The 19501-nt window shown below is 74.0% G+C and carries 15 protein-coding genes; 8 read left to right on the top strand and 7 right to left on the bottom strand.

Going from position 1 to position 19501, the window contains the following annotated elements; all coding sequences use genetic code 11:
* Window positions 1-107 precede the first annotated feature (107 nt).
* Together ACZ60W_RS21705 and ACZ60W_RS21710 are read right to left on the bottom strand one after the other, a co-directional pair.
* Window positions 108-2168: a phosphocholine-specific phospholipase C gene (locus ACZ60W_RS21705; RefSeq protein WP_469756977.1), complete on the bottom strand. Its 2061-nt coding sequence runs from the start codon at window positions 2166-2168 to the stop codon at window positions 108-110.
* A gap of 232 nt (window positions 2169-2400) precedes the next feature.
* Window positions 2401-2817, bottom strand: a complete 417-nt coding sequence (locus ACZ60W_RS21710) for an organic hydroperoxide resistance protein (protein ID WP_469756978.1) — start codon at window positions 2815-2817, stop codon at window positions 2401-2403.
* A gap of 117 nt (window positions 2818-2934) precedes the next feature.
* On the opposite strand from ACZ60W_RS21710, the gene ACZ60W_RS21715 reads away from it, so the two are divergent.
* The 4 genes from ACZ60W_RS21715 (at window position 2935) to ACZ60W_RS21730 (ending at window position 9028) form a co-directional block, all read left to right on the top strand.
* Window positions 2935-3417, top strand: coding sequence for a MarR family winged helix-turn-helix transcriptional regulator (locus ACZ60W_RS21715; protein WP_469756979.1), 483 nt, complete (start codon window positions 2935-2937; stop codon window positions 3415-3417).
* Window positions 3418-3480: 63 nt separating this feature from the next.
* The gene (locus ACZ60W_RS21720) at window positions 3481-3927 is read left to right on the top strand and encodes a GNAT family N-acetyltransferase (RefSeq protein WP_469756980.1); all 447 of its coding nucleotides are present in this window, start codon (window positions 3481-3483) and stop codon (window positions 3925-3927) included.
* On the top strand, window positions 3924-5186 hold the full coding sequence (locus tag ACZ60W_RS21725) for an MFS transporter (protein ID WP_469756981.1): 1263 nt from the start codon (window positions 3924-3926) through the stop codon (window positions 5184-5186). Before ACZ60W_RS21720 ends, ACZ60W_RS21725 begins: the two co-directional genes overlap by 4 nt.
* A gap of 155 nt (window positions 5187-5341) precedes the next feature.
* Window positions 5342-9028: a S8 family serine peptidase gene (locus tag ACZ60W_RS21730; RefSeq protein WP_469756982.1), complete on the top strand. Its 3687-nt coding sequence runs from the start codon at window positions 5342-5344 to the stop codon at window positions 9026-9028.
* 55 nt (window positions 9029-9083) lie between these two features.
* Here the strand turns inward: ACZ60W_RS21730 and ACZ60W_RS21735 are convergent, their stop codons facing one another.
* From ACZ60W_RS21735 to mreB, 4 genes are all read right to left on the bottom strand, one after another.
* A complete protein-coding gene (locus ACZ60W_RS21735; RefSeq protein ID WP_469756983.1) occupies window positions 9084-10538 on the bottom strand; it encodes an acyl-CoA synthetase in 1455 nt (484 codons plus the stop codon).
* 59 nt (window positions 10539-10597) lie between these two features.
* Window positions 10598-11782: a nitrate/nitrite transporter gene (locus ACZ60W_RS21740; RefSeq protein ID WP_469757051.1), complete on the bottom strand. Its 1185-nt coding sequence runs from the start codon at window positions 11780-11782 to the stop codon at window positions 10598-10600.
* A 112-nt stretch (window positions 11783-11894) separates the two neighbouring features.
* Window positions 11895-13424, bottom strand: a complete 1530-nt coding sequence (locus tag ACZ60W_RS21745) for a GAF domain-containing protein (RefSeq protein ID WP_469756984.1) — start codon at window positions 13422-13424, stop codon at window positions 11895-11897.
* Window positions 13425-13478: 54 nt separating this feature from the next.
* The gene (gene mreB, locus ACZ60W_RS21750) at window positions 13479-14540 is read right to left on the bottom strand and encodes a rod shape-determining protein MreB (RefSeq protein ID WP_469756985.1); all 1062 of its coding nucleotides are present in this window, start codon (window positions 14538-14540) and stop codon (window positions 13479-13481) included.
* A gap of 298 nt (window positions 14541-14838) precedes the next feature.
* On the opposite strand from mreB, the gene ACZ60W_RS21755 reads away from it, so the two are divergent.
* Window positions 14839-15678, top strand: a complete 840-nt coding sequence (locus ACZ60W_RS21755) for an SCO2400 family protein (RefSeq protein ID WP_469756986.1) — start codon at window positions 14839-14841, stop codon at window positions 15676-15678.
* Between the two features lie 15 nt (window positions 15679-15693).
* Here ACZ60W_RS21755 and ACZ60W_RS21760 read toward each other — a convergent pair whose 3' ends face one another.
* Window positions 15694-16128, bottom strand: coding sequence for a MarR family winged helix-turn-helix transcriptional regulator (locus ACZ60W_RS21760; protein ID WP_469756987.1), 435 nt, complete (start codon window positions 16126-16128; stop codon window positions 15694-15696).
* Between the two features lie 118 nt (window positions 16129-16246).
* Here ACZ60W_RS21760 and ACZ60W_RS21765 point away from each other — a divergent pair, with 118 nt between their 5' ends.
* From ACZ60W_RS21765 to ACZ60W_RS21775, 3 genes are all read left to right on the top strand, one after another.
* Window positions 16247-17266 carry an NADP-dependent oxidoreductase gene (locus tag ACZ60W_RS21765; RefSeq protein WP_469756988.1) on the top strand — a complete coding sequence of 340 codons (1020 nt, stop codon included), beginning with the start codon at window positions 16247-16249 and terminating at the stop codon, window positions 17264-17266.
* Between the two features lie 65 nt (window positions 17267-17331).
* Complete coding sequence (locus tag ACZ60W_RS21770; RefSeq protein ID WP_469756989.1) at window positions 17332-17754, top strand: organic hydroperoxide resistance protein; 423 nt, start codon at window positions 17332-17334, stop codon at window positions 17752-17754.
* A 115-nt stretch (window positions 17755-17869) separates the two neighbouring features.
* Complete coding sequence (locus ACZ60W_RS21775) at window positions 17870-19498, top strand: serine/threonine-protein kinase (RefSeq protein ID WP_469756990.1); 1629 nt, start codon at window positions 17870-17872, stop codon at window positions 19496-19498.
* The last annotated feature ends 3 nt before the right edge of the window (window positions 19499-19501 follow it).

The raw sequence follows: 19501 nt of genomic DNA on the forward strand, positions 1-19501 counted from the left end.
GCACCCCCCCCCCCCCCCGCCCCTCCTCTCCCCCCCCCCTCCCCCCCCTCCCCCCTCCCCCCCCCCCCCCCCCCCCCCCCCCCCCCCCACGGCCGGCGGTGACGGGGTCAGTACGTGAGGATGCCCGGGTCGGTGACGCCCGCGGCGCCCGTCTCCACGTGTCCGGCGAGGCGCCGGAGGTAGTCGGCGGACGTGGTGGAGGTGATCGTCACGTCGTACCAGGCGCTGCTGGCGGCCAGGTCGACGGTGTGGGTGACGGTGGCGCCCCGGGGGACCGGGACGGTGACGGAGGCGCCGCCCGCGTAGGCGTGGGTGACGGTGAGGCGGGCGTCGGCCGTCCCCGCGTTGGTGAACGTGAGGTCCAGGTCGCCCGTGGTCGCGTTGTGGCGGGCGGTGACCTCGGGGACGGCGGTCTTGCCGGGGGAGCGGAAGCGGCGCAGGAAGCCGTTGGGGCCGTGCACGGTGAGGTCGGTGACCCCCTTGGAGTACTTGGTGTTCCAGGTGTCCGCGATCGACTTGCCCGCCTCGGTCGTGTACGTCCAGGGCGCGTCGGTGCGGTTGGCCGAGGTGACGTGGAACTGGGCGCCGGCCGCCGGGCCGCCGCTGAAGGCGAGCCGGAAGGTGCCGGCGACGGCGTCCGCGGTGCCGTCGACCCAGGGCGCGTACCGCAGGGGGCGGGTCGGCTTGGAGCCGCGCTCCTGGCGGGGCATGGTGCCGACGGCCGGGGCGGTGGCCAGGAAGTCGGGGTGGCGGTTGCGGTCCGGGGGGTAGTAGCCGGCGGTGGGCGGGAGCGCGGCCGGCGCGGTCTTGGTGCGGGTGAAGTCGAAGGCGGCGGTCAGGTCGCCGCAGACGGCCCGGCGCCAGGGCGAGATCTGGGGCTCGCGCACCCCGAAGCGGCTCTCGATGAAGCGGATGACCGAGGTGTGGTCGAAGGTCTCGGAGCAGGTGTATCCGCCGGTGGACCAGGGCGAGACGACGATCATCGGGACGCGGGGGCCGAGGCCGTACGGGCCCGCGACGTATCCCGTCCTGCCGGGGAAGTGGTCGAGCGCGGTGGCGACGGTGGAGAGGCCCTGGGCCGCCGAGCCGGGGACGTACGGCGGGACGACGTGGTCGAAGAAGCCGTCGTTCTCGTCGTAGGTGATGAACAGGGCGGTGCGGGCCCACACGTCCGGGTTCGAGGTGAGCGCGTCGAGGACCTGCGCGATGTACCAGGCGCCGTAGTTGGAGGGCCAGTTGGCGTGCTCGGAGAAGGCTTCGGGGGCGGCGATCCAGGAGACCGCGGGCAGCCGGCCGGCCTGGACGTCGGCGCGCAGGACGTCGAAGTACCCGTCGCCGTTCTTGGCGTTCGTGCCGGTGCGGGCCTTGTCGTACAGCGGGTTGCCGGGCTGGGCGTTGCGGTAGCTGTTGAAGTAGAGGAGCGAGTTGTCGCCGTAGTTGCCGCGGAAGGCGTCGTTGATCCAGCCCCAGGAGCCCGCGGCGTTCAGGCCGTCGCCGATGTCCTGGTAGACCTTCCAGGAGACCCCGGCCGCCTCCAGGCGCTCGGGGTAGGTGGTCCAGCCGTAGCCCGCCTCGGCGTTGTTGAGGACGGGCCCGCCGCCCGTGCCGTCGTTGCCGGTGTGCCCGCTCCACAGGTAGTAGCGGTTGGGGTCGGTGGAGCCGATGAACGAGCAGTGGTACGCGTCGCAGATGGTGAAGGCGTCGGCGAGCGCGTAGTGGAAGGGGATGTCGTCCCGGGTGAGGTACGCCATCGTGGCCTTGGTCTTGGCCGGGATCCAGTTGTCGTACCTGCCCTTGTTGAAGGCGCTCTGACCGCCCGCCCAGTCGTGGTTGAGGCCCTGGAGGTACTCCATGCCCAGCTTGTCGCTGGTGGGCCGGAAGGGGAGCGTGACCTTGCTGCCGTCCGACTGGTTCCAGACCGACTTCCCGCTGGGCAGGGTCACGGGGCGCGGGTCGCCGAAGCCCCGGACGCCCTTGAGCGCGCCGAAGTAGTGATCGAAGGAACGATTCTCCTGCATCAGGACGACGATGTGCTCGACGTCCTGGAGGGTGCCGGTGGAGCCCTGCGCCGGTATGGACGCGGCGCGGGCGATGCTCTCCGAGAGCATGCTGAACGCGGCGGCGCCGCCGGTCAGCTGGAGGAACCGGCGGCGATTGAGGTCGGCCATGGGGGAGTTGCCCTCCGGGTGTCGTGCGTACGGTGGGGGTGCGGGTACGCCGGCCGGACGGGCCGGCCGACGGGCGCCCCAAGGAGAGCGCCCACGGGCCACCGCCCGGCGGCCGTCCCATGACTTCCCGCCGTACGCCCGGCGAATCCCCCGTGCCCGGACGTGAAAACTCACAAACGAACGCCCCCGACGGGTCATTGACACGCGGGGGCGCTCAGGAACCGACAGGAACCTACTCGACGACCAGCTCGACCTCGATGTTGCCGCGGGTGGCCTTGGAGTAGGGGCAGAAGGCGTGCGTCTTCTTCAGGAGGGTGAGGCCCGCCTCGCCCTGGAGGTGGTCGGGGAACTCGGCGCGCATGACGACGGCGAGGCCGAAGCCGCCGTCGGCGGGGTCCTTGCCGATGGAGACCTCGGCGGTGACGGAGGCGTCGGAGATGTCGATCTTCTCCTGCCGGGCGACGACGCCCATGGCGCTGGCGAAGCAGGCCGCGTACCCGGCGGCGAAGAGCTGCTCGGGGTTGGTGCCGAGGCCGTTGCCGCCGAGGGCCTGGGGGTGGGCGAGGGGGAGGTCGATGTGGCCGTCGGAGCTGACGGCGCGGCCCTCGCGGCCGTTGGCGGTGGCGACTGCGGTGTAGATCGCGTCCATGGGGTTCTTCCGTCCTGTCCTGTCCGGTCCTGCGGTGGGGTGGCCCTCTATTAATAGCGCACGATTCAGTTGTGCACAACTCAATCGTGCATGAGGGGCCTCGCGTATCCTGGAGGCATGGAGACGCTCGACTCGGTCCCGGACGAGGACTTCCTCCGGCTCGACCACCAGATCTGCTTCTCGCTGCACGCGGCGACCCGCGCCTTCAACGGCGTGTACCGCGAGGCGCTCAAGGAGCTCGGGCTCACCTATCCCCAGTACCTGGCCATGCTCGTGCTCTGGGAGCACGGCGAGCTGCCCGTGAAGGGGATCGGCGAGCGGCTGCGGCTCGACTCCGGGACCCTGTCCCCCCTGCTCAAGCGGCTGGAGGCGGCGGGGTACGTCGAGCGCCGCCGCAGCCCCGAGGACGAGCGGTCCGTCACCGTGCGCCTCACCGGCGAGGGGGCCGCCCTGCGGGAGAAGGCCCTCGGCGTGCCCCGGCGCATCGCCGCCGCGACCGGCCTCGGGCTCGACGAGATCAGCGGGCTGCGGGGGCGGCTGGAGGCCCTGGCCGCCCGGCTCGACTCCGTCGACCCCGACGATCTGAGCGGTTGCGGGTAGCGCCCGATCCGCGTTCACCCAATTGTAAGGATCGACGATCAGGTTCGGTCCTATACTCCCCCCATGCCCGACATCACCATCCGGCGCGCCGACGCCGACGACTCCAAGCGGCTCACCCGGCTCGTCCGGGGCTCCCGCGCCTACCGCGGGGACTACGCCGCGATGGTCGACGGGTACCAGGTGGGCGGTGCGTACATCGAGCACCACCCCGTCCACGTCGCCGTCGACGGCGACGGCCGCGTCCTCGGGTTCTACGCCCTGCTGGTCGGCGAGGCCGAGCTCGACCTGGCCTTCGTCGCGGACGCGGCCCAGGGACTCGGGATCGGACGGCTGCTGATGGAGCACATGGCGGGGGAGGCCAGGGCCGCCGGGCTGACCGCCGTGCGGGTCGTCGCGCACCCGCCCGCGGAGGAGTTCTACCTGCGGACGGGCGCCGTCCGCACCGGGACCGTCCCGCCCGCCGGACGGATCCACTGGGAGCGCCCCGTGCTGCGGTACGACGTCGCGTGACCGCCACCGGGGAACTCAAGGACCGCGAGGACCGCCGCAGGGTCTTCGCCGACCTCACGCCGCTGCGGACCTCCGCGCACTACCGCCGCCTCTGGTTCGGCAGCACCGTCTCCTGGGTCGGGCAGGGCATGACGGCCCTCGCCGTCTCCCTCCAGGTGTACGACATCACCGGCTCGCCGTTCTCCGTCGGCCTCGTCGGGCTGTTCTCCCTCGTCCCGCTCGTCGTCTTCGGCCTGTACGGCGGCGCGATCGCGGACACCGTCGACCGTCGCAAGCTCGGCCTCGCCAGCGCCTGCGGGTCCGCCGCGCTCTCCATAGCCCTCGCCGCGGCCGCCTTCGCCGGCTTCCACCGGGTCTGGTTCCTCTACGGGATCGTCGCCCTCCAGGCCGTGTGCGCCGCGCTCAACTCGCCCGCCCGCTCGTCGATGATCCCCCGGCTCCTGCCGCCCGAGCAGCTGCGCGCCGCCAACGCGCTCAACTCGATGGTCATGACCTTCGGGACGCTCGTCGGGCCCAGCCTCGGCGGCCTGATCGTGGGCCTCGCCGGCTACCAGGCCGCGTACCTCGTGGACGCCGTCGCCTTCTCCGCCGGCCTGTACGCGATGTGGCGGCTGCCGTCGATGCTCCCGGACCGGACGGGGAGCAAGCGCGCCTCGGTCCTCGACGGGCTGCGCTTCCTCGCCACCCGCCCCAACCTGCGGATGACGTTCTTCTCCGACTTCTGCGCGATGATCCTCGCCCACCCCCGCGCCCTGTTCCCCGCCGTCGCCGTCCTTTGGTACGGCGGGGACGCGAAGACCACCGGGCTCCTCGTCGCCGCACCGGCGTTCGGCGCGCTCCTCGGCGGCGTCCTCTCCGGCTGGCAGGGCCGGATCCGCCACCACGGGCAGGCGATCCTCCTCGCGGTCGCCTGCTGGGGCACCGCGATCGCCGCCTTCGGACTGACCCGGAACCTCTGGCTCGGCCTGCTGCTGCTCGCCGTCGCGGGCTACTCCGACACCGTGTCGATGATCTTCCGCAACACGATGATGCAGGTCGCCGCACCGGACGAGATGCGCGGCCGGCTCCAGGGCGTCTTCATCGTGGTGGTCGCCGGCGGGCCCCGGCTCGGGGACTTCCTCGCGGGCTCGGTCGCGGACCTGACCTCCCCCGCGGTGGCCCTCACCGGCGGCGGAATCGCCTGCGTCCTCGCCATCGGAATCCTCGCGCTGTACGGGCGCGGATTCCGCCGCTATGACGCCCTCGACCCCACTCCGTGAGCCTTCTCCCCGAACGCCCCATCCCTTCCTGGCGGTTGGCCGCCACGGCACATAACCGCCAGGAGTGACGGGGGTCAACCCCCGCCCCAAGGGCCAAGACTCCTCGCGGCACCCGGAAAACACCCCCGACCCCGGGTCCGCGAGGAGTTCGAACGATGACGTCGAGGAACACACCCTTCGACAGAGGAAGGGCAGCGCTGATCGCCGCGGGCCTCACCCTCGCGATGCTCTCGGCCGGGCAGACCGCCGCCGCCGGGAACACCGCCTCCGCCGTGCCGGACACCTTCAGGGCGCCCGCGCAGAGCAGCACCGTCACCCTGGTGACCGGCGACCGCGTCACCGTCACCGAACTCGGCGGCGGCCGGAAGGCCGTCACCGTCGACCGGGCGAAGGGTGCCACCGGCGCCGTCCGCAGCCGGATCTCCGACGGCCGCGTCACCGTCGTCCCCGACGAGGCCCGCCCCTACCTGGCCTCCGGCGCGCTCGACCCGCGGCTCTTCGACGTGACCGGCCTCGTCGAGCAGGGCGTCTCCGGCGCACTGCCGCTGATCGTCACCTACCCGGGGGCCGCCCGGGCGCGGGCCGCCGCCCCGCGCGGCGCCGAGACCGTCCGCGCCCTGCCGAGCATCGGCGGCGCCGCCGTCACCGCCACCGACCCCGCCGTCTTCTGGCGCGGCTTCACCGCCCCGGCCGCCGCCCGGTCCGCCGCCGCCCCCGCCAAGGTCTGGCTCGACGGCCGCGTCACGGCCGCGATGGCCGAGTCCAACGCGCAGATCGGCACCCCGAAGGCATGGGAGGCCGGACTCACCGGCAAGGGCGTCAAGGTCGCCGTCCTCGACACCGGCGCCGACCTCGGCCACCCCGACCTCGAGGGCCGCATAGCCGAGTCGAAGTCCTTCATCGAGGGCCAGGAGGTCGCCGACCGCGACGGCCACGGCACCCACGTCACCTCCACCGTCGGCGGCAGCGGCGCCGGCTCCGGCGGCGCGGAGAAGGGCGTCGCCCCCGGCGCCACCCTCGCCGTCGGCAAGGTCCTCAGCGACGAGGGCTCCGGCAGCGAGTCGCAGATCATCGCCGGCATGGAGTGGGCGGCCAAGGACATCGACGCGAAGATCGTGTCGATGAGCCTCGGCTCCCGCGAGCCCAGCGACGGCACCGACCCGATGGCCCAGGCCGTGAACACCCTCTCCGCCGAGACGGGCGCCCTCTTCGTCATCGCCGCCGGCAACTCCGGCGCCCCCGGCTCCATCGGCTCGCCCGGCGCCGCCGACTCCGCACTCACCGTCGGCGCCGTCGACTCCGACGACCGGGCCGCCTACTTCACGAGCCAGGGGCCCCGCTACGGCGACCAGGCCCTCAAGCCCGACCTGTCGGCGCCCGGTGTGGACATCCTCGCCGCCCGCTCCCAGCTCGTCCCCGGCAGCGGCCTCTACACCTCGATGAGCGGTACGTCGATGGCGACCCCGCACATCGCCGGCGTCGCCGCCCTGCTCGCCGAGAAGCACCCCGACTGGACCGGCGCCCAGCTGAAGAACGCGCTGATGTCCTCGTCGAAGACGCTCGACGCCTCCGCGTACGCGCTCGGCTCCGGTCGGGTCGACGTGGCCGCCGCGATCGCCGCGAACGTCACCGCCACCGGCTCCGCCGACCTCGGCTTCACCTCTTGGCCCTACGAGGAGAGCAAGCCGGTCACCAGGACCGTCACGTACACCAACTCCTCCGACGCCCCGGTCGAACTGGGCCTCGCCGTCGAGGGCATGCCGGCCGGTGTCGCCACCCTCGCCGACACCACCCTGACCGTCCCGGCCCGCGGCACCGCGAGCACCACGGTCACCGGCGACGGCTCCAAGGCCCCCGTCGGGCAGTCCTCCGGCCGGATCACCGCCACCGCCGGCGGCGCGCCCGTCGCGCACACCGCGCTCGGCCTGGTGAAGGAGGAGGAGCGCTACACCCTCACCGTCCACGTCAAGGACCGTGACGGCGCCCCCGCCCCCGCCTCGCTCGGCGTGCAGCAGCTCACCGAGGGAGTGGACCCCTTCCCGGCCACGGTCGGCGAGTCCGGCACGCTCGCACTGCGCCTCAAGCCCGGCACGTACACCGTCGACACCTTCCTCGACGTGCGCGGCTCCCACGGCGAGGACTCCCTCGGCCTCGGCTTCCTCACCGAGCCGGAGATCACCCTCGACCGCGACCGCGAGATCACCCTCGACGGACGGCAGCTGCGCGAGATCCGCGCCGAGGTCGACAAGCGCACCGAGACCCGGCAGCTCCTGATGGAGTTCGACCGCAGGGCGAACGGCGCCTCCTACGGCGGAGCCGTCCAGGTCCCGCCGATGTACGACTCGGTCTTCGCGGCGCCCACCCGCAAGCCCGCCACGGGCACCTTCGAGTACCGGACCGTCTGGCGCCTCGGCAAGCTGATGCTGGAGGCGGGCGTCGACGGCACCCGGCTCTCCGACGCCACCCCGCAGGCCGGCGCCGGCCTCCTGGAGGGCGGCCACCGCCTCGGCCTCGTCGACGCGGGCACCGGAACCCCCGCCGAGTACGCGGGCCGGAACGTCACCGGCAAGGCCGTCCTCGTCCGGCTCGCCGACGGCGCCGACCCGGTGGCCGTCGCCCAGACCGCCCAGGACGCGGGCGCCAAGGCGCTGTTCGTCACGGACGACCGTCCGGGCCGGCTGATGAAGTGGTTCGGCACCGCCGACTACCAGGACCGGCCCCTCGCCGTCGCCACCGTCAACGCCGCCGACGCCCGTCGGCTCGCCGCCGGTGCCGCCCGCGGCAAGCGCGTCGAGCTGACCGGCACCCGCTTCACGCCGTACACCTACGACCTCTCCGAGGGCCACCCCGGCGCCATCGGCAAGGACCTGGTCTTCCGCCCCGGCAAGGACGAACTGGCCACGATCCACTCCACGTTCCGCATGCCGACCAAGCGCCCGGAGCTGGGCGGCGAGTTCCGCTACTCGATCACCGACACCTTCCCGATCGGCTTCGGCTTCAAGGAGTGGATCGCCTTCCCGACCGAGCGCACCGAGTACGTCTCCACCGGCACCGGCCAGCGGTGGCACGAGTCCGTCGACCTCGGCGAGTCCCTGGAGCAGCGCGGCGGCACCCCGTCCTACCGGGGCGGCAGCCGGGTGGACCTCGACTGGTTCGGCCCCGTCTGGCACCCCTGGCTGGGCACCGGCCTCGGCTGGGGCCAGCAGCGCACCGGCAACGACCTGCGGTTCAACACCCCCGGCTGGGGCGACTCGGGCACCGACCACACCGGCTTCGGCAACGTGTGGAGCGACGACTCGATGACCCAGTTCACCGAGGTGTACGTCGACGGCGTCCGCGTCGACCGCAAGATGAGCTCCGGCGCCTACGCCTGGGACGCCCCGGCCGAGGAGACGACCTTCAAGGTCGTCACCGACACCACGCTCGACCCGGCCCGCTGGCGGCTCGCCACCCGGGGCCACAGCGAGTGGACGTTCCGCTCGTCGGAGACCCCGCAGGACCGGATCACCTACCTGCCGATGATCAACCTCGGCTTCGACGTGGACACCGACGTCCACGGCGACGTCCGGGCCGGCGGCCGGCTTCCCGTCGGGATCTCCGCCGCGTACGTCAAGGACGCCGCCGGCACCGGCACCCTCACCACCGGCACCCTGGACGTCTCCTACGACGAGGGCGCCACCTGGAGCAAGGTCGCCCTCAAGAAGGCCGCGCGCGGGGCGAGCTGGACGGGCGAGCTGCGCGTCCCGGCCGGCGCGGACTCCGTCTCGCTGCGGGCCGGCGCCCGTGACGACCGGGGCGGCTCCGTCACCCAGGAGCTGATCCGCGCGCTCGGCGTGCGCTGACCCGACGGCACACGGCCGGGTTCCCTCCCATGGGAGGGGACCCGGCCTCCGTCGTTCACCGGGCGCCGGGCAGCGACTTCTTCAGGACCTTCCCCATGTCGTTGCGGGGGAGGGCGTCCAGGTAGCGCACCACCCGGGGCCGCTTGTGCGGGGCCAGGAGCCCCGCCACGTGATCGGCGAGCTCCGCCTCCGCCGGCGGCCGCCGCGCGTCCTCCGCCACGACCCAGGCCACGATCCGCTCGCCCAGGTCCGGGTCCGGCTCGCCCGTGACGGCGGCCTCGCGGACCCCGGGGTGGTCGAGCAGCGCGTTCTCGATCTCGCCCGCCCCGATCTTGTAGCCGCCGCTCTTGATCAGGTCGGTCGCCCTGCGGCCCACCAGCCGCACCGCGCCGTCCGCCTCCCGCACCGCCATGTCGCCGGTGCGGAACCAGTCGCCGTCGAAGGCGGCCGCCGTCGCCTCCGGCCGGCCCAGGTAGCCGGAGAAGAGGTTCGGCCCGCGCACCTGCACCTCGCCGACCGTCTCCCCGTCGTCCGCCGCCAGCACCGTGCCGTCCTCGTCGACCAGCCGCAGCCCCACCCCCGCGAGGGGGACGCCGACGGTCCCGGGACGCGGGGCGCCGCCCGGCAGCACGCTCGTGTTCATCAGCGTCTCGGTCATCCCGTACCGCTCGACGACCGTCCGGCCCGTCGCCGCCCCGATCCGCTCGTGGTCGTGCACCGGCAGCGCCGCCGAACCGGAGACGAGCAGCCGCGCCGCCGACAGCGCCGCCACGAGACCGGGGTCCCCGTCCAGCGCGTCGGCCAGCCGGTGGTACATCGTCGGCACGCCGAACAGCATCGTGCCGCCCCCGGCGCCGAGCTCCCGGGCCACGCCCTCCGCCGAGAACGCCCCCAGGTGCCGCACCTCGCCGCCCCGGCGCAGCGGCCCCAGCACCCCGAGGACCAGGCCGTGGACGTGGAACAGCGGCAGCGCGTGCACGAGGACGTCGTCCGCGGTCCACGACCAGGCGTCGGCCAGCGCGTCGAGGGAGGCGGCCAGCGCCCGGTGCGAGAGCAGCACGCCCTTCGGCGGGCCGGTGGTGCCCGAGGTGTAGACGACCAGGGCGGGCGACTCGGGGTCCTGCGGCCCCGCCGGCGGGGGAGCGCCGCCGCCGCTGAGCGACACGTCGATCCGGGGGACGCCGTCCAGCCCCGCGGGCAGCTCGGCGGCGGGGTCCGCCAGCACGGCGGAGGGCGCGCTGTCGCCGAGGATGTGCGCCAGCTCCCGCGCGCCGGTGCGCGGGTTGAGGGGCACGGCGGGGACGCCCGCCAGCAGCGCCCCGACCACCGCGACCGCGGTGTGCGCGCTCGGCTCGGCCCAGACGGCGACCCGGCCGGCCCCGGCGATCCGGGCGGCCAGGGCACCGGCCGCCCCGGCCAGCTCTCCGTAGGTCAGGGTCGTCGCGCCGAAGCGCAGCGCGGTCCGGTCGGGATCGGCTCCGGCCGCCGGGGCCGGGAAGAAGGCACTCACCGGTCGAGCTCCTCGGGTCGTCGAGGGCGAAGGTCGCCGGGAGGCATTCTGCCGGGGCGTCAGGGCCTCGTGGCGGTGACCTTCGTCGCCTCCGGCTCGGGTTCGTCGCCGCCCGGCCGGATGGTGCGCATCCGGCCGTACGCGTACACGCAGCCGGCGAGCGCCAGGTCGGAGAGGAGCATGAAGCCGATCGAGTACGAGTCCTTGGCGCTGTAGATCGCGCCCATCACCAGCGGCGGCACGAAACCGCCGAGGCCGCCCATCGCGCCGACGATGCCGGTCACGCTGCCCACCTGGGCCTGCGGGGTGACCTGGGAGACGAGGGCGAAGACCGAACCGCTCGCCGTGCCCAGGCCGGCCGCCATGACCAGCAGGGCGATCGTGCCGCCCGGGTTCAGCGGCGGGTCGAAGGCCTGGACGATCGCGAACAGGGCGGCCGTGCCGAGCGCCCCGGCCGTCACGAGCGCCGGGTGGACGCGGTCCGAGAGCCAGCCGCCGATCGGCCGGAAGATCACGGTGACCAGGGCGAACCCGGCGGCTTTGGTGCCCGCGTCCGTCGGGTCGAGCTCGTACCAGGTCTTCAGGTACGTCGGCAGGTAGACGCCGAAGGCCACGATGCCGCCGAAGCCGATCGCGTACAGCGCCGACAGCTCCCACGTCACCCGCAGCCGCGCCGCCGAGCCCAGCCGGGTCGCGAGGGAGGCGGTGGGCACCGGCCGGTCGGGCCGGTCGGAGATGAGGAAGAAGGCGAGCACCGCGTACGCCGCGAGCGCGGCCGCCACCACGACGAACGGCAGGTTCTCCCCGTGCTTGGCGATCCGGGGCGTGAAGTAGCCGGACAGCGCCACGCCGCCCATGCCCATGCCGAACACGCCGAGCGCCAGGCCCCGCTTGGCCGGCGGGAACCACGAGTTCACCAGCGGGATGCCGATCGCGAAGGTCGTGCCGCCCAGGCCCAGGAGGAAGGCGACGACGAGCAGCAGACCGTAGGTGTCCTTCACCACGATCAGCAGCAGCACCGGGACGATGGTCAGCGCCGAGACCAGCGGGAACATCCGCTTCGCCCCGTACCGGTCCGTCAGGGCGCCCGCCGGGACGCGGCCGACCGAGCCGACCAGGACCGGGACGGCGACGAGGAACGACTGCTGGAACGAGCTCAGTTCGAGCCGGTCGCCGTACCAGCTCGCGAGCGGTGCGATCAGGTTCCACGCCCAGAAGGTCAGCGTGAAGCCGATGGTGGCCATCACCAGATTGCGGTAGGCCGCCGCGGTCGGGGGCTTCGTCTCGGTGGTCACCCCACCAGTCAAGATCGGCGGGAGGGGCCCGGCGCGCCGGACTGCTCCGTACGGGTGTCCCTCAGGGCCAGGTCACCGCGGCCGGCGGCGTGCCGTCGTCCTCGACCCGGAGCCGGACGCCGTCCTCCCCGGCCGTCACCTCGACCGTCACCGCGCCCACCCCGGGCCGCCGGTGGGCCGCCGCGAGCGCCCCGCGCAGGGCGGCGAGGAGCTTTCCCGTGTCCTCCTCCTCGGCGAGCGTGTCCACGGCGCCGGAGAAGTGCACCGACGGCTGGAAACCCAGCAGGGCGGCGGCCCCGCCGGTCTCGCGCAGCACCCGTCCCCGGAAGGAGGCGGGCGCCTCCGCGGGCGGCTGCTGGAGCGCGAAGATGGTCGTGCGGACCTCCTGGATCGTCGAGTCCAGCTCGTCCACGGCCCGGCCGAGCAGCGCGTCCTCCCCGGACGAGCCGGTGCCCCTGCGCCGGGTCGACTCCAGCATCATCTCGGTGGCGAACAGCCGCTGGACGACGAGGTCGTGCAGGTCCCGCGCGATCCGGTCGCGGTCCTCGTAGACCGCCAGCCGCTCCCGGTCGTGCCGCGCGTCGGCGAGGACCAGCGCCAGCGCCGCCTGGGAGGCGAACTGCGAGGCCAGGAGCCGCTCCACCGCCGAGTACGGCTCGTCGCCGCGCCGCCGGGGCAGGGCGAGCGTGCCGATGAGCTTCCCGCCGCTCTGCAGCGGCAGCATCATCGACGGGCCGAAACGGGAGCGGACGGCGGTCGTCATCCGAGGGTCGTTCGCCGAGTCCTCCACGAAGACCGGTTCCCCGCCCAGGAGCTGGACGAGGACGGCGGAACCGGGCGCGATGGTGGTGCCGACCAGGTCGCCGGGATCGCCGCCGGTCGAGGCGGCGACGATCTCCATCCCGCCCTCGGCGGTCGGCTGGAGGACCACGCCGGCCGCGGCGCCGGCGAGGATGCGGGCCTGCTCGGCGACGGCCATCAGGGCGTCCTCGGCGGACTCGCCGGTGAGCAGGGCCGTGGTGACGGCCGCCGCCCCCTCGATCCAGCGCTCCCGCTGCCGGGCCGTCTCGTACAGCCGGGCGTTGCCGATGGCGATGCCCGCCTGGGAGGCGAGGACCCGCAGCAGGGCCAGGTCCTCCTCGGTGAAGCCGCCCCCGCGCTTCTCCGTGAGGTACAGGTTCCCGAAGACCTGGGTGTGGACCCGGATCGGGACGCCCAGGAAGGAGTGCATCACCGGATGGCCCTCGGGCACGCCGGTGGAGCGCGGATCGGCCGTCAGGTCGTCGAGCAGCAGCGGCTGCGGGTCTTGGACGAGGACGCCGACGAGTCCCGCGCGGCCGTCGGGGAGGCGGCCGATGCGCCGCCGCTCCTCGTCGGTCATGCCGGAGGTGAAGAGCTCGGTGAGCCGGTGGCGCTCGGGGTCGACGACCCCGAGCGCCCCGTAGCGGGCCCCGGTCAGCTCGGTGGCGGAGTCCACGATGTGCTGGAGGGTGGTGCGGAGTTCGAGATCCGTGCCGACGCTCAGGACCGCTTCGAGCAGCATGGGCAGGCGGGGGATGTCCTCGTCCGTGTCCTCATCCATGATCGTCATGGTCTCATTGTCGTACGAATCAGGTGGTTTGGCCGGATTGCGTACGCCCCGGGGTCACTCGTCCTCGTCGAACGGGCTCCGCACCGCGAGCGGGTCGAGCACCATCGGCTGGACCTTGCCCTCCAGCATCGCGCCGAGCCCCAGGACCGCGCAGACGTCCGGGCGTTCGGCGATGTGCACCGGCATCCCGGTCGCCTCCCGCAGCATCTGGTCCAGGCCGGGCAGCAGCGCGCTGCCGCCGACCATCATGATCCCGCGGTCCGCGAGGTCGGCCACCAGATCCGGCGGGCAGTCCCGCAGCACCTTCCCGATGCCGTCCAGGACCGCCGTCAGCGGGGTGTGGATCGCCTCCCGCACCGCGGCCGTGTCCACCGTCACCGAACGGGCCAGGCCCGTCGCGACGTCCCGGCCGTGGATCTCGGTCCAGGCCGGCCCCTGCGGGGTCAGGCCGTTCCCGCTCAGGGCCAGTTGCAGCGGCCGGACCGACTGGCTCGGCAGCATCAGCTCGTGGTGGTGGCGCAGGTGCTGGATGACGGCGTGGTCGATGGCGTCGCCGCCGACCGGCATCCGCTCGGCCGTCACGATCGCGCCCAGCGACAACACCGCGACCTGCGTGGTCGCCGCCCCGCACACCATGATCATGGTCGCGGTCGGCTGCTCGACCGGCAGACCGCAGCCCACCGCCGCCGCGATCAGGGTGTCCACCAGCTCGACCCGGCGCGCCCCGAGACCGACGAGGGTCTCCACGGCGGCACGCTGCGCCAGCGGGTCGCTGTCGTGCGGCGTGCACGCGGCCGCGCGCAGCCGGGGCTTGCGCCGCAGCTGACGGCGCAGCTTCTCGCCGAGCAGATGGCGCAGCATGCGCTGGGCCATCTCGATGTCGACGACGGTGCCGCCCGACACGGGGCGGACGACCCGGATGTAGTCCGGGGTGCGGCCGGTCATCTTCTCCGCCAGCGCGCCGACGGCGATCAGCGCTCCGGTACGGGTGTTGACGGCGGCGACGCTCGGCTCGTCGACGACGAGTCCGGCGCCCTTGACGTAGACCCGGGTGCGGGCGGCACCCAGGTCGACGGCGACATGGCAACGGCGCAGCTGTTCAAGGCTGACGGTCACGGCGGATCCTCCGGAGTGCGGTGCTGGCACGGGCGAGGCGGCTCGCGAAGCGCGGTCCTGTTGGCATCGTCCGGCCGTCCGGGGCCCGGCGCGCGCTGGGCTGCGCCGCCCGGGGCCCCGCGCCGGGGGCCGCGAACGGGGTCCGGCGGGGGCCGGACGCGGCCGCGCGCGACCCGGAGGCGATCCTTCCCGAAGCGGGAGAATCGCGACGCACCGCCGACGACCTGCGGTTTCCTCACAGGATCCTCACGTTCGCGCCTACCTGTGGCCGCACCCGGCCGCATAGCCTGCGGGCCCCATGGATTACTGCCACGCGTGCCGGCGGCATCTCAACGGGGCCCTCGCCTGTGCCGGGTGCGGGACTCCCGTCGAGGAACTGCGGTACGAGACCCCCCACATACCCGTCCGCCCGCCGGCCGAGCCCGACCACGTCTACGAACTGGACGTCGTGGAGCCGCCCCGCCCGGCCGACGGAGGGCGCCGTGCCGCCCGCGTCGCCGCCCGCGGCCGTGCGGCGGAGCGGGGCCGTGGCGCCGCACGCCGAGGCAGACGCGCCCGCTCGCGCCGGGGCCGTACGGTCCTGGCCGGGACGGTGGGCCTGGTCCTCGCGGCCGGCACGCTCGGCCTGGCCCGGCTCGCTCTGGAGGACCCGCCGCCGAGCGGCGCGGCCACGGCCGTCGAGGAGCTCGACGTCACCGCGAGCCCGCTCGTGCCCGCTCCCGTCGAGACCACCGGCTTCCCCGACGGCGAGGGGCCCTCGCCGTCGGCCGACGGTCCCGGCAAGCCGACCTCGCGCCCCCGCCAGGTGAGCGCGGGCTCCACGACGGGTCCGCGCGGGGGAGCGGGGGCGGCGTCCGGCGCCGGCTCCTCCCCGGGCACGGGGGCCGGTGCCGGCTCCGGGCAGGGGCCCGCCACGGGCCAGGGCGGCGGTGAGGACCCGGGGCAGCAGCCGTCGCCCGGGGACCCGTCCACCGGGACCGCCACGCCCACCACGACGGTGTCCCCGGGCGGTCCGGCGCCGACCGGCTCGGGCACGCCCGGCGATCCCGTGCCCTCCACCACCGCCCCCACGCCGGGTCAGCCCCCGACGCCCAGTCCGTCGCCGACCTGCACGCGCTTCCTCTGGTGGTGTGTCTGAGGCGGGTGGCGCGGCTCAGACCACGTCCGCGCCGAGCATCCGGCGCAGCAGGTCCCGCAGGAGGGTCCGCTCGGCCTCGGTGAGCTCGCCGAGCGGCTCGCGGGCGAAGTCCAGCGACTCGCGCAGCCGGCGGGCGGTGTCCCGGCCCTCGTCGGTGGGGACGGCGAGCTTGACCCGCCGGTCGTCGGGGTCGGGACGCCGCTCGACCATGCCGCGGGCCTCCAGGCGGTCGACGATCCCCGTGATGTTGGACGGCTCGCACTTGAGCTTCTGGGCGATGCGGCGCATCGGCAGCGGGTCGAGCGAGAGCAGGCCGAGGACCCGGGCCTGGGCGCCGGTCAGCGCGTGCTGCGCGGCCGCCTGCTCGTACTCCTCGTAGTAGCGCGCCACGACCGTGCCGATCAGCTCGACGACTTCGAGGGTCACGGGGTCCGTCTGTCTGGTGGCCATGAGGCACATCCTACCCGTTTACTTGACAACATGAAATATTCAGGAGCATGGTTGTTTCAGTAAGTGAACCTTTCCTGAACTGAAGCTCTTCCGAGCTTTCCCCCTGGAGGCCGTGCTCATGTCCGTACTTCCCGCGTCCAGCCGTGAGTGGCACCTCGTCGCCCGTCCGCACGGCTGGCCCGTCCCCGCGGACTTCGCCCTGCGCGAGACCCCGGTCACCGAGCCCGCCGAGGGCCACATCCTCGTGCGCAACCTGCACTTCTCCGTCGACCCGTACATGCGCGGCCGGATGAACGACGTGAAGTCCTACGTCGCGCCCTTCGCGCTGGACCACCCGATGGACGGCGGCGCGGTCGGCGAGGTCATCGCCTCCGGCGCCGAGGGCTTCGCCGTCGGCGACCACGTCCTGCACCGTCTCGGCTGGCGCGAGTACGCCGAGGTCCCGGCCCAGCAGGCCACCAAGGTCGACCCGGCGCTCGCCCCCCTCTCGTCCTACCTCGGCGTGCTCGGCATGACCGGCCTCACGGCCTACGCCGGCCTCTTCGAGGTCGCCTCCTTCAAGGAGGGCGACGCCGTCTTCGTCTCCGGTGCCGCCGGCGCCGTCGGCAGCCAGGTCGGCCAGATGGCGCGGCTTAAGGGGGCCTCCCGCGTCATCGGCTCCGCCGGCTCCGACGAGAAGGTCCGGTTCCTCGTCGAGGAGCTCGGCTTCGACGCCGCCTTCAACTACAAGAACGGCCCCGTCAGGGACCAGCTCCGCGAGGCCGCGCCCGACGGCATCGACGTCTACTTCGACAACGTCGGCGGCGACCACCTCGAAGCCGCGATCTCCTCGCTCAACCCGCACGGCCGCGCCACCATCTGCGGCATGATCGCGCAGTACAACGACACCGAGCCGGTCCCCGGCCCGCGCAACATGGCGATGATCATCGGCAAGCGGCTGCGCCTCCAGGGCGTCCTCGTCGGCGACCACTACGGCCTGCAGAACCAGTTCGTCAAGGAGGTCGGCGGCTGGCTCGCCTCCGGCGAGCTGAAGCACCGCGAGACCTTCGTCGAGGGCATCGAGAACGGCGTGGACGCCTTCCTCGGACTGCTCCGCGGGGACAACACCGGAAAGATGATCGTCTCGGTGACCCGTTAGTCTTCCCTCAGCCGTCGCGATCGTGGGCGCGAGTCGCGGCGAACAGCAGAAGGAAGTACCCCCGCATGTCCATCCAGCACTCCGACGTCCTCTACACCGCCGTCGCCACCGCCGAGAACGGCCGTGACGGCCGCGTCGCCACCGACGACGGGCAGCTCGACGTCGTCGTCAACCCGCCCAAGGCCATGGGCGGCTCCGGCGCCGGCACCAACCCCGAGCAGCTCTTCGCGGCCGGCTACAGCGCCTGCTTCCAGGGCGCGCTGGGCGTCGTCGCCCGCAACGAGAACGCGGACGTCTCCGGCGCGACGGTCACCGCCGAGGTCGGCATCGGCAAGAACGACGACGGCTTCGGCATCATCGTCAAGATCTCGGCGACCATCCCCCACGTGGACGCCGAGACCGCCAAGAGCCTGATCGAGAAGGCCCACCAGGTCTGCCCGTACTCCAAGGCGACCCGCGGCAACATCACGGTCGAGCTCGCCGTCTGATTCCCGGACGCGCGGACCGAGGCGAGGGCCGCACCCCGACCGACCGGGGTGCGGCCCTCGCCGCGTCCGAAGCGACTGCGGCATCATGTCCGTGTCCAGCGGACGGGGGAGTCGGGTGTCGTCGCACAACGGGCCGGAGCAGGCCGGCCACGGGCTCATCGGCGGGCGGTACCGCCTGGGGGAGCGGCTCGGGCAGGGCGGCATGGGCGTCGTCCGCAGGGCCACCGACGAACTCCTCGGCCGCCCGGTCGCCGTCAAGACCCTCGCCCTCGACGACGGCGCCGACCCGGCGGGCGCCCTGCGCGAGGCACGGGTCGTCGCCCGGATCCGCCACCCCCACGTGATCGTCGTCCACGACGTCGTCGAGCACGACGGACGGCCCGCCCTGGTGATGGAGCTGGTCGAGGGCGGCTCGCTCGCCGACCGGCTCTCCGCCGGCCGCCTGCTGTCCCCGCGGGAGACCGCGCGCCTCGGCCTCGACCTGCTCGACGCCCTCGGCGCCGCCCACGCCCTCGACGTGCTGCACCGCGACGTCAAACCGGCCAACGTCCTCCTGGAGAAGGGCAGCGGCCGGGCGGTGCTCACCGACTTCGGCATCGCCAGCCTCCCCGGCGCCACCACCCTCAGCGGAACCGGCGTCTTCGTCGGCACCCCCGAGTACACGGCCCCCGAGCGGATGCGGGGCGACGACGCCGGCCCCGCGTCCGACCTCTGGTCGCTCGGCGCGCTGCTGTGCGCGGCGGCGACCGGCACGTCGCCGTTCCGGCGCGACTCCATCGGCGCCGTCCTGCACGCCGTCGTCTACGACGAGATCCGGCCGTCCGAACGGATGGGCCCCCTCGTCCCCGTCGTCCGCGGCCTCCTCGAACGCGATCCGGACCGGCGCCTCGGCGCCGCCGCCGCCCGCCGGATGCTGGCCGCCTGCCTGGCCGCGGAGGAACCCGCGGAGGACGGCCCGGCGACGGACGGCCCGCCGGAGGACACCCCGCCGGCCGCCCCCTCCCGCGCCGGGGACGGCCACCCGTCGACGGCCCGGGACGCCCGCCCGGCGCCCACCCCGCGGCAGCCCACCGGGCCCGGGGTCCACGACCAGGACTCGGCGCGGGAGCGGGACCCCGCCGGCGCCGGGCGGCGGGGCGGACTCGCGCTGCCCCTCGTGGCGGCGGCCGTCGCCGCCTCCGTCGCCGCGGTGACCGTCGCGGTGCTCGTCGCCGGCGACCGGACGGCGACGGGCACCGGGGCGCCGGGGAACTCCCCGACCGGATTCGTGGCCGCGCCCGGCCCCGCACCGGCCGGGTACACCACCGTCGCCGACGAGCGCGGCTTCACCCTGGCCGTCCCCGCCGGGGCCCGGCGCTCGACCGACGGGGACCGGGTGTTCTACACGACGGGGGACGGCGCCGTCTGGGTCGGGATCCGCATCAGGGCGATCCCGTCCGGCGGCGCGATCGGCGCGATGCGCGACGCCGACGCGAACGGTCCGGGCACCAACCGGGGGTACCGCGACGCCACGGTCGAGGAGACGCGCCACAAGGGACTGCCCGCCGCCCGCTGGGAGTTCACCTGGGACGGCTTCACGGCCGCCGAGGGCCCCCGCCACACCGTCGACCTCTGCTGGGAGCAGGCCGGGACGCTGTACGACGTGTGGGCCTCGGCGCCGGTGGACCGGTCCGGGGAGGCCCGCGGATACGTCGACACGGCGCTCGCCTCCTTCCGTACATCCGGCCGGACGCCGGGCAACTGACCG

It is taken from the genome of Streptomyces sp. NPDC104202 (assembly GCF_055584185.1).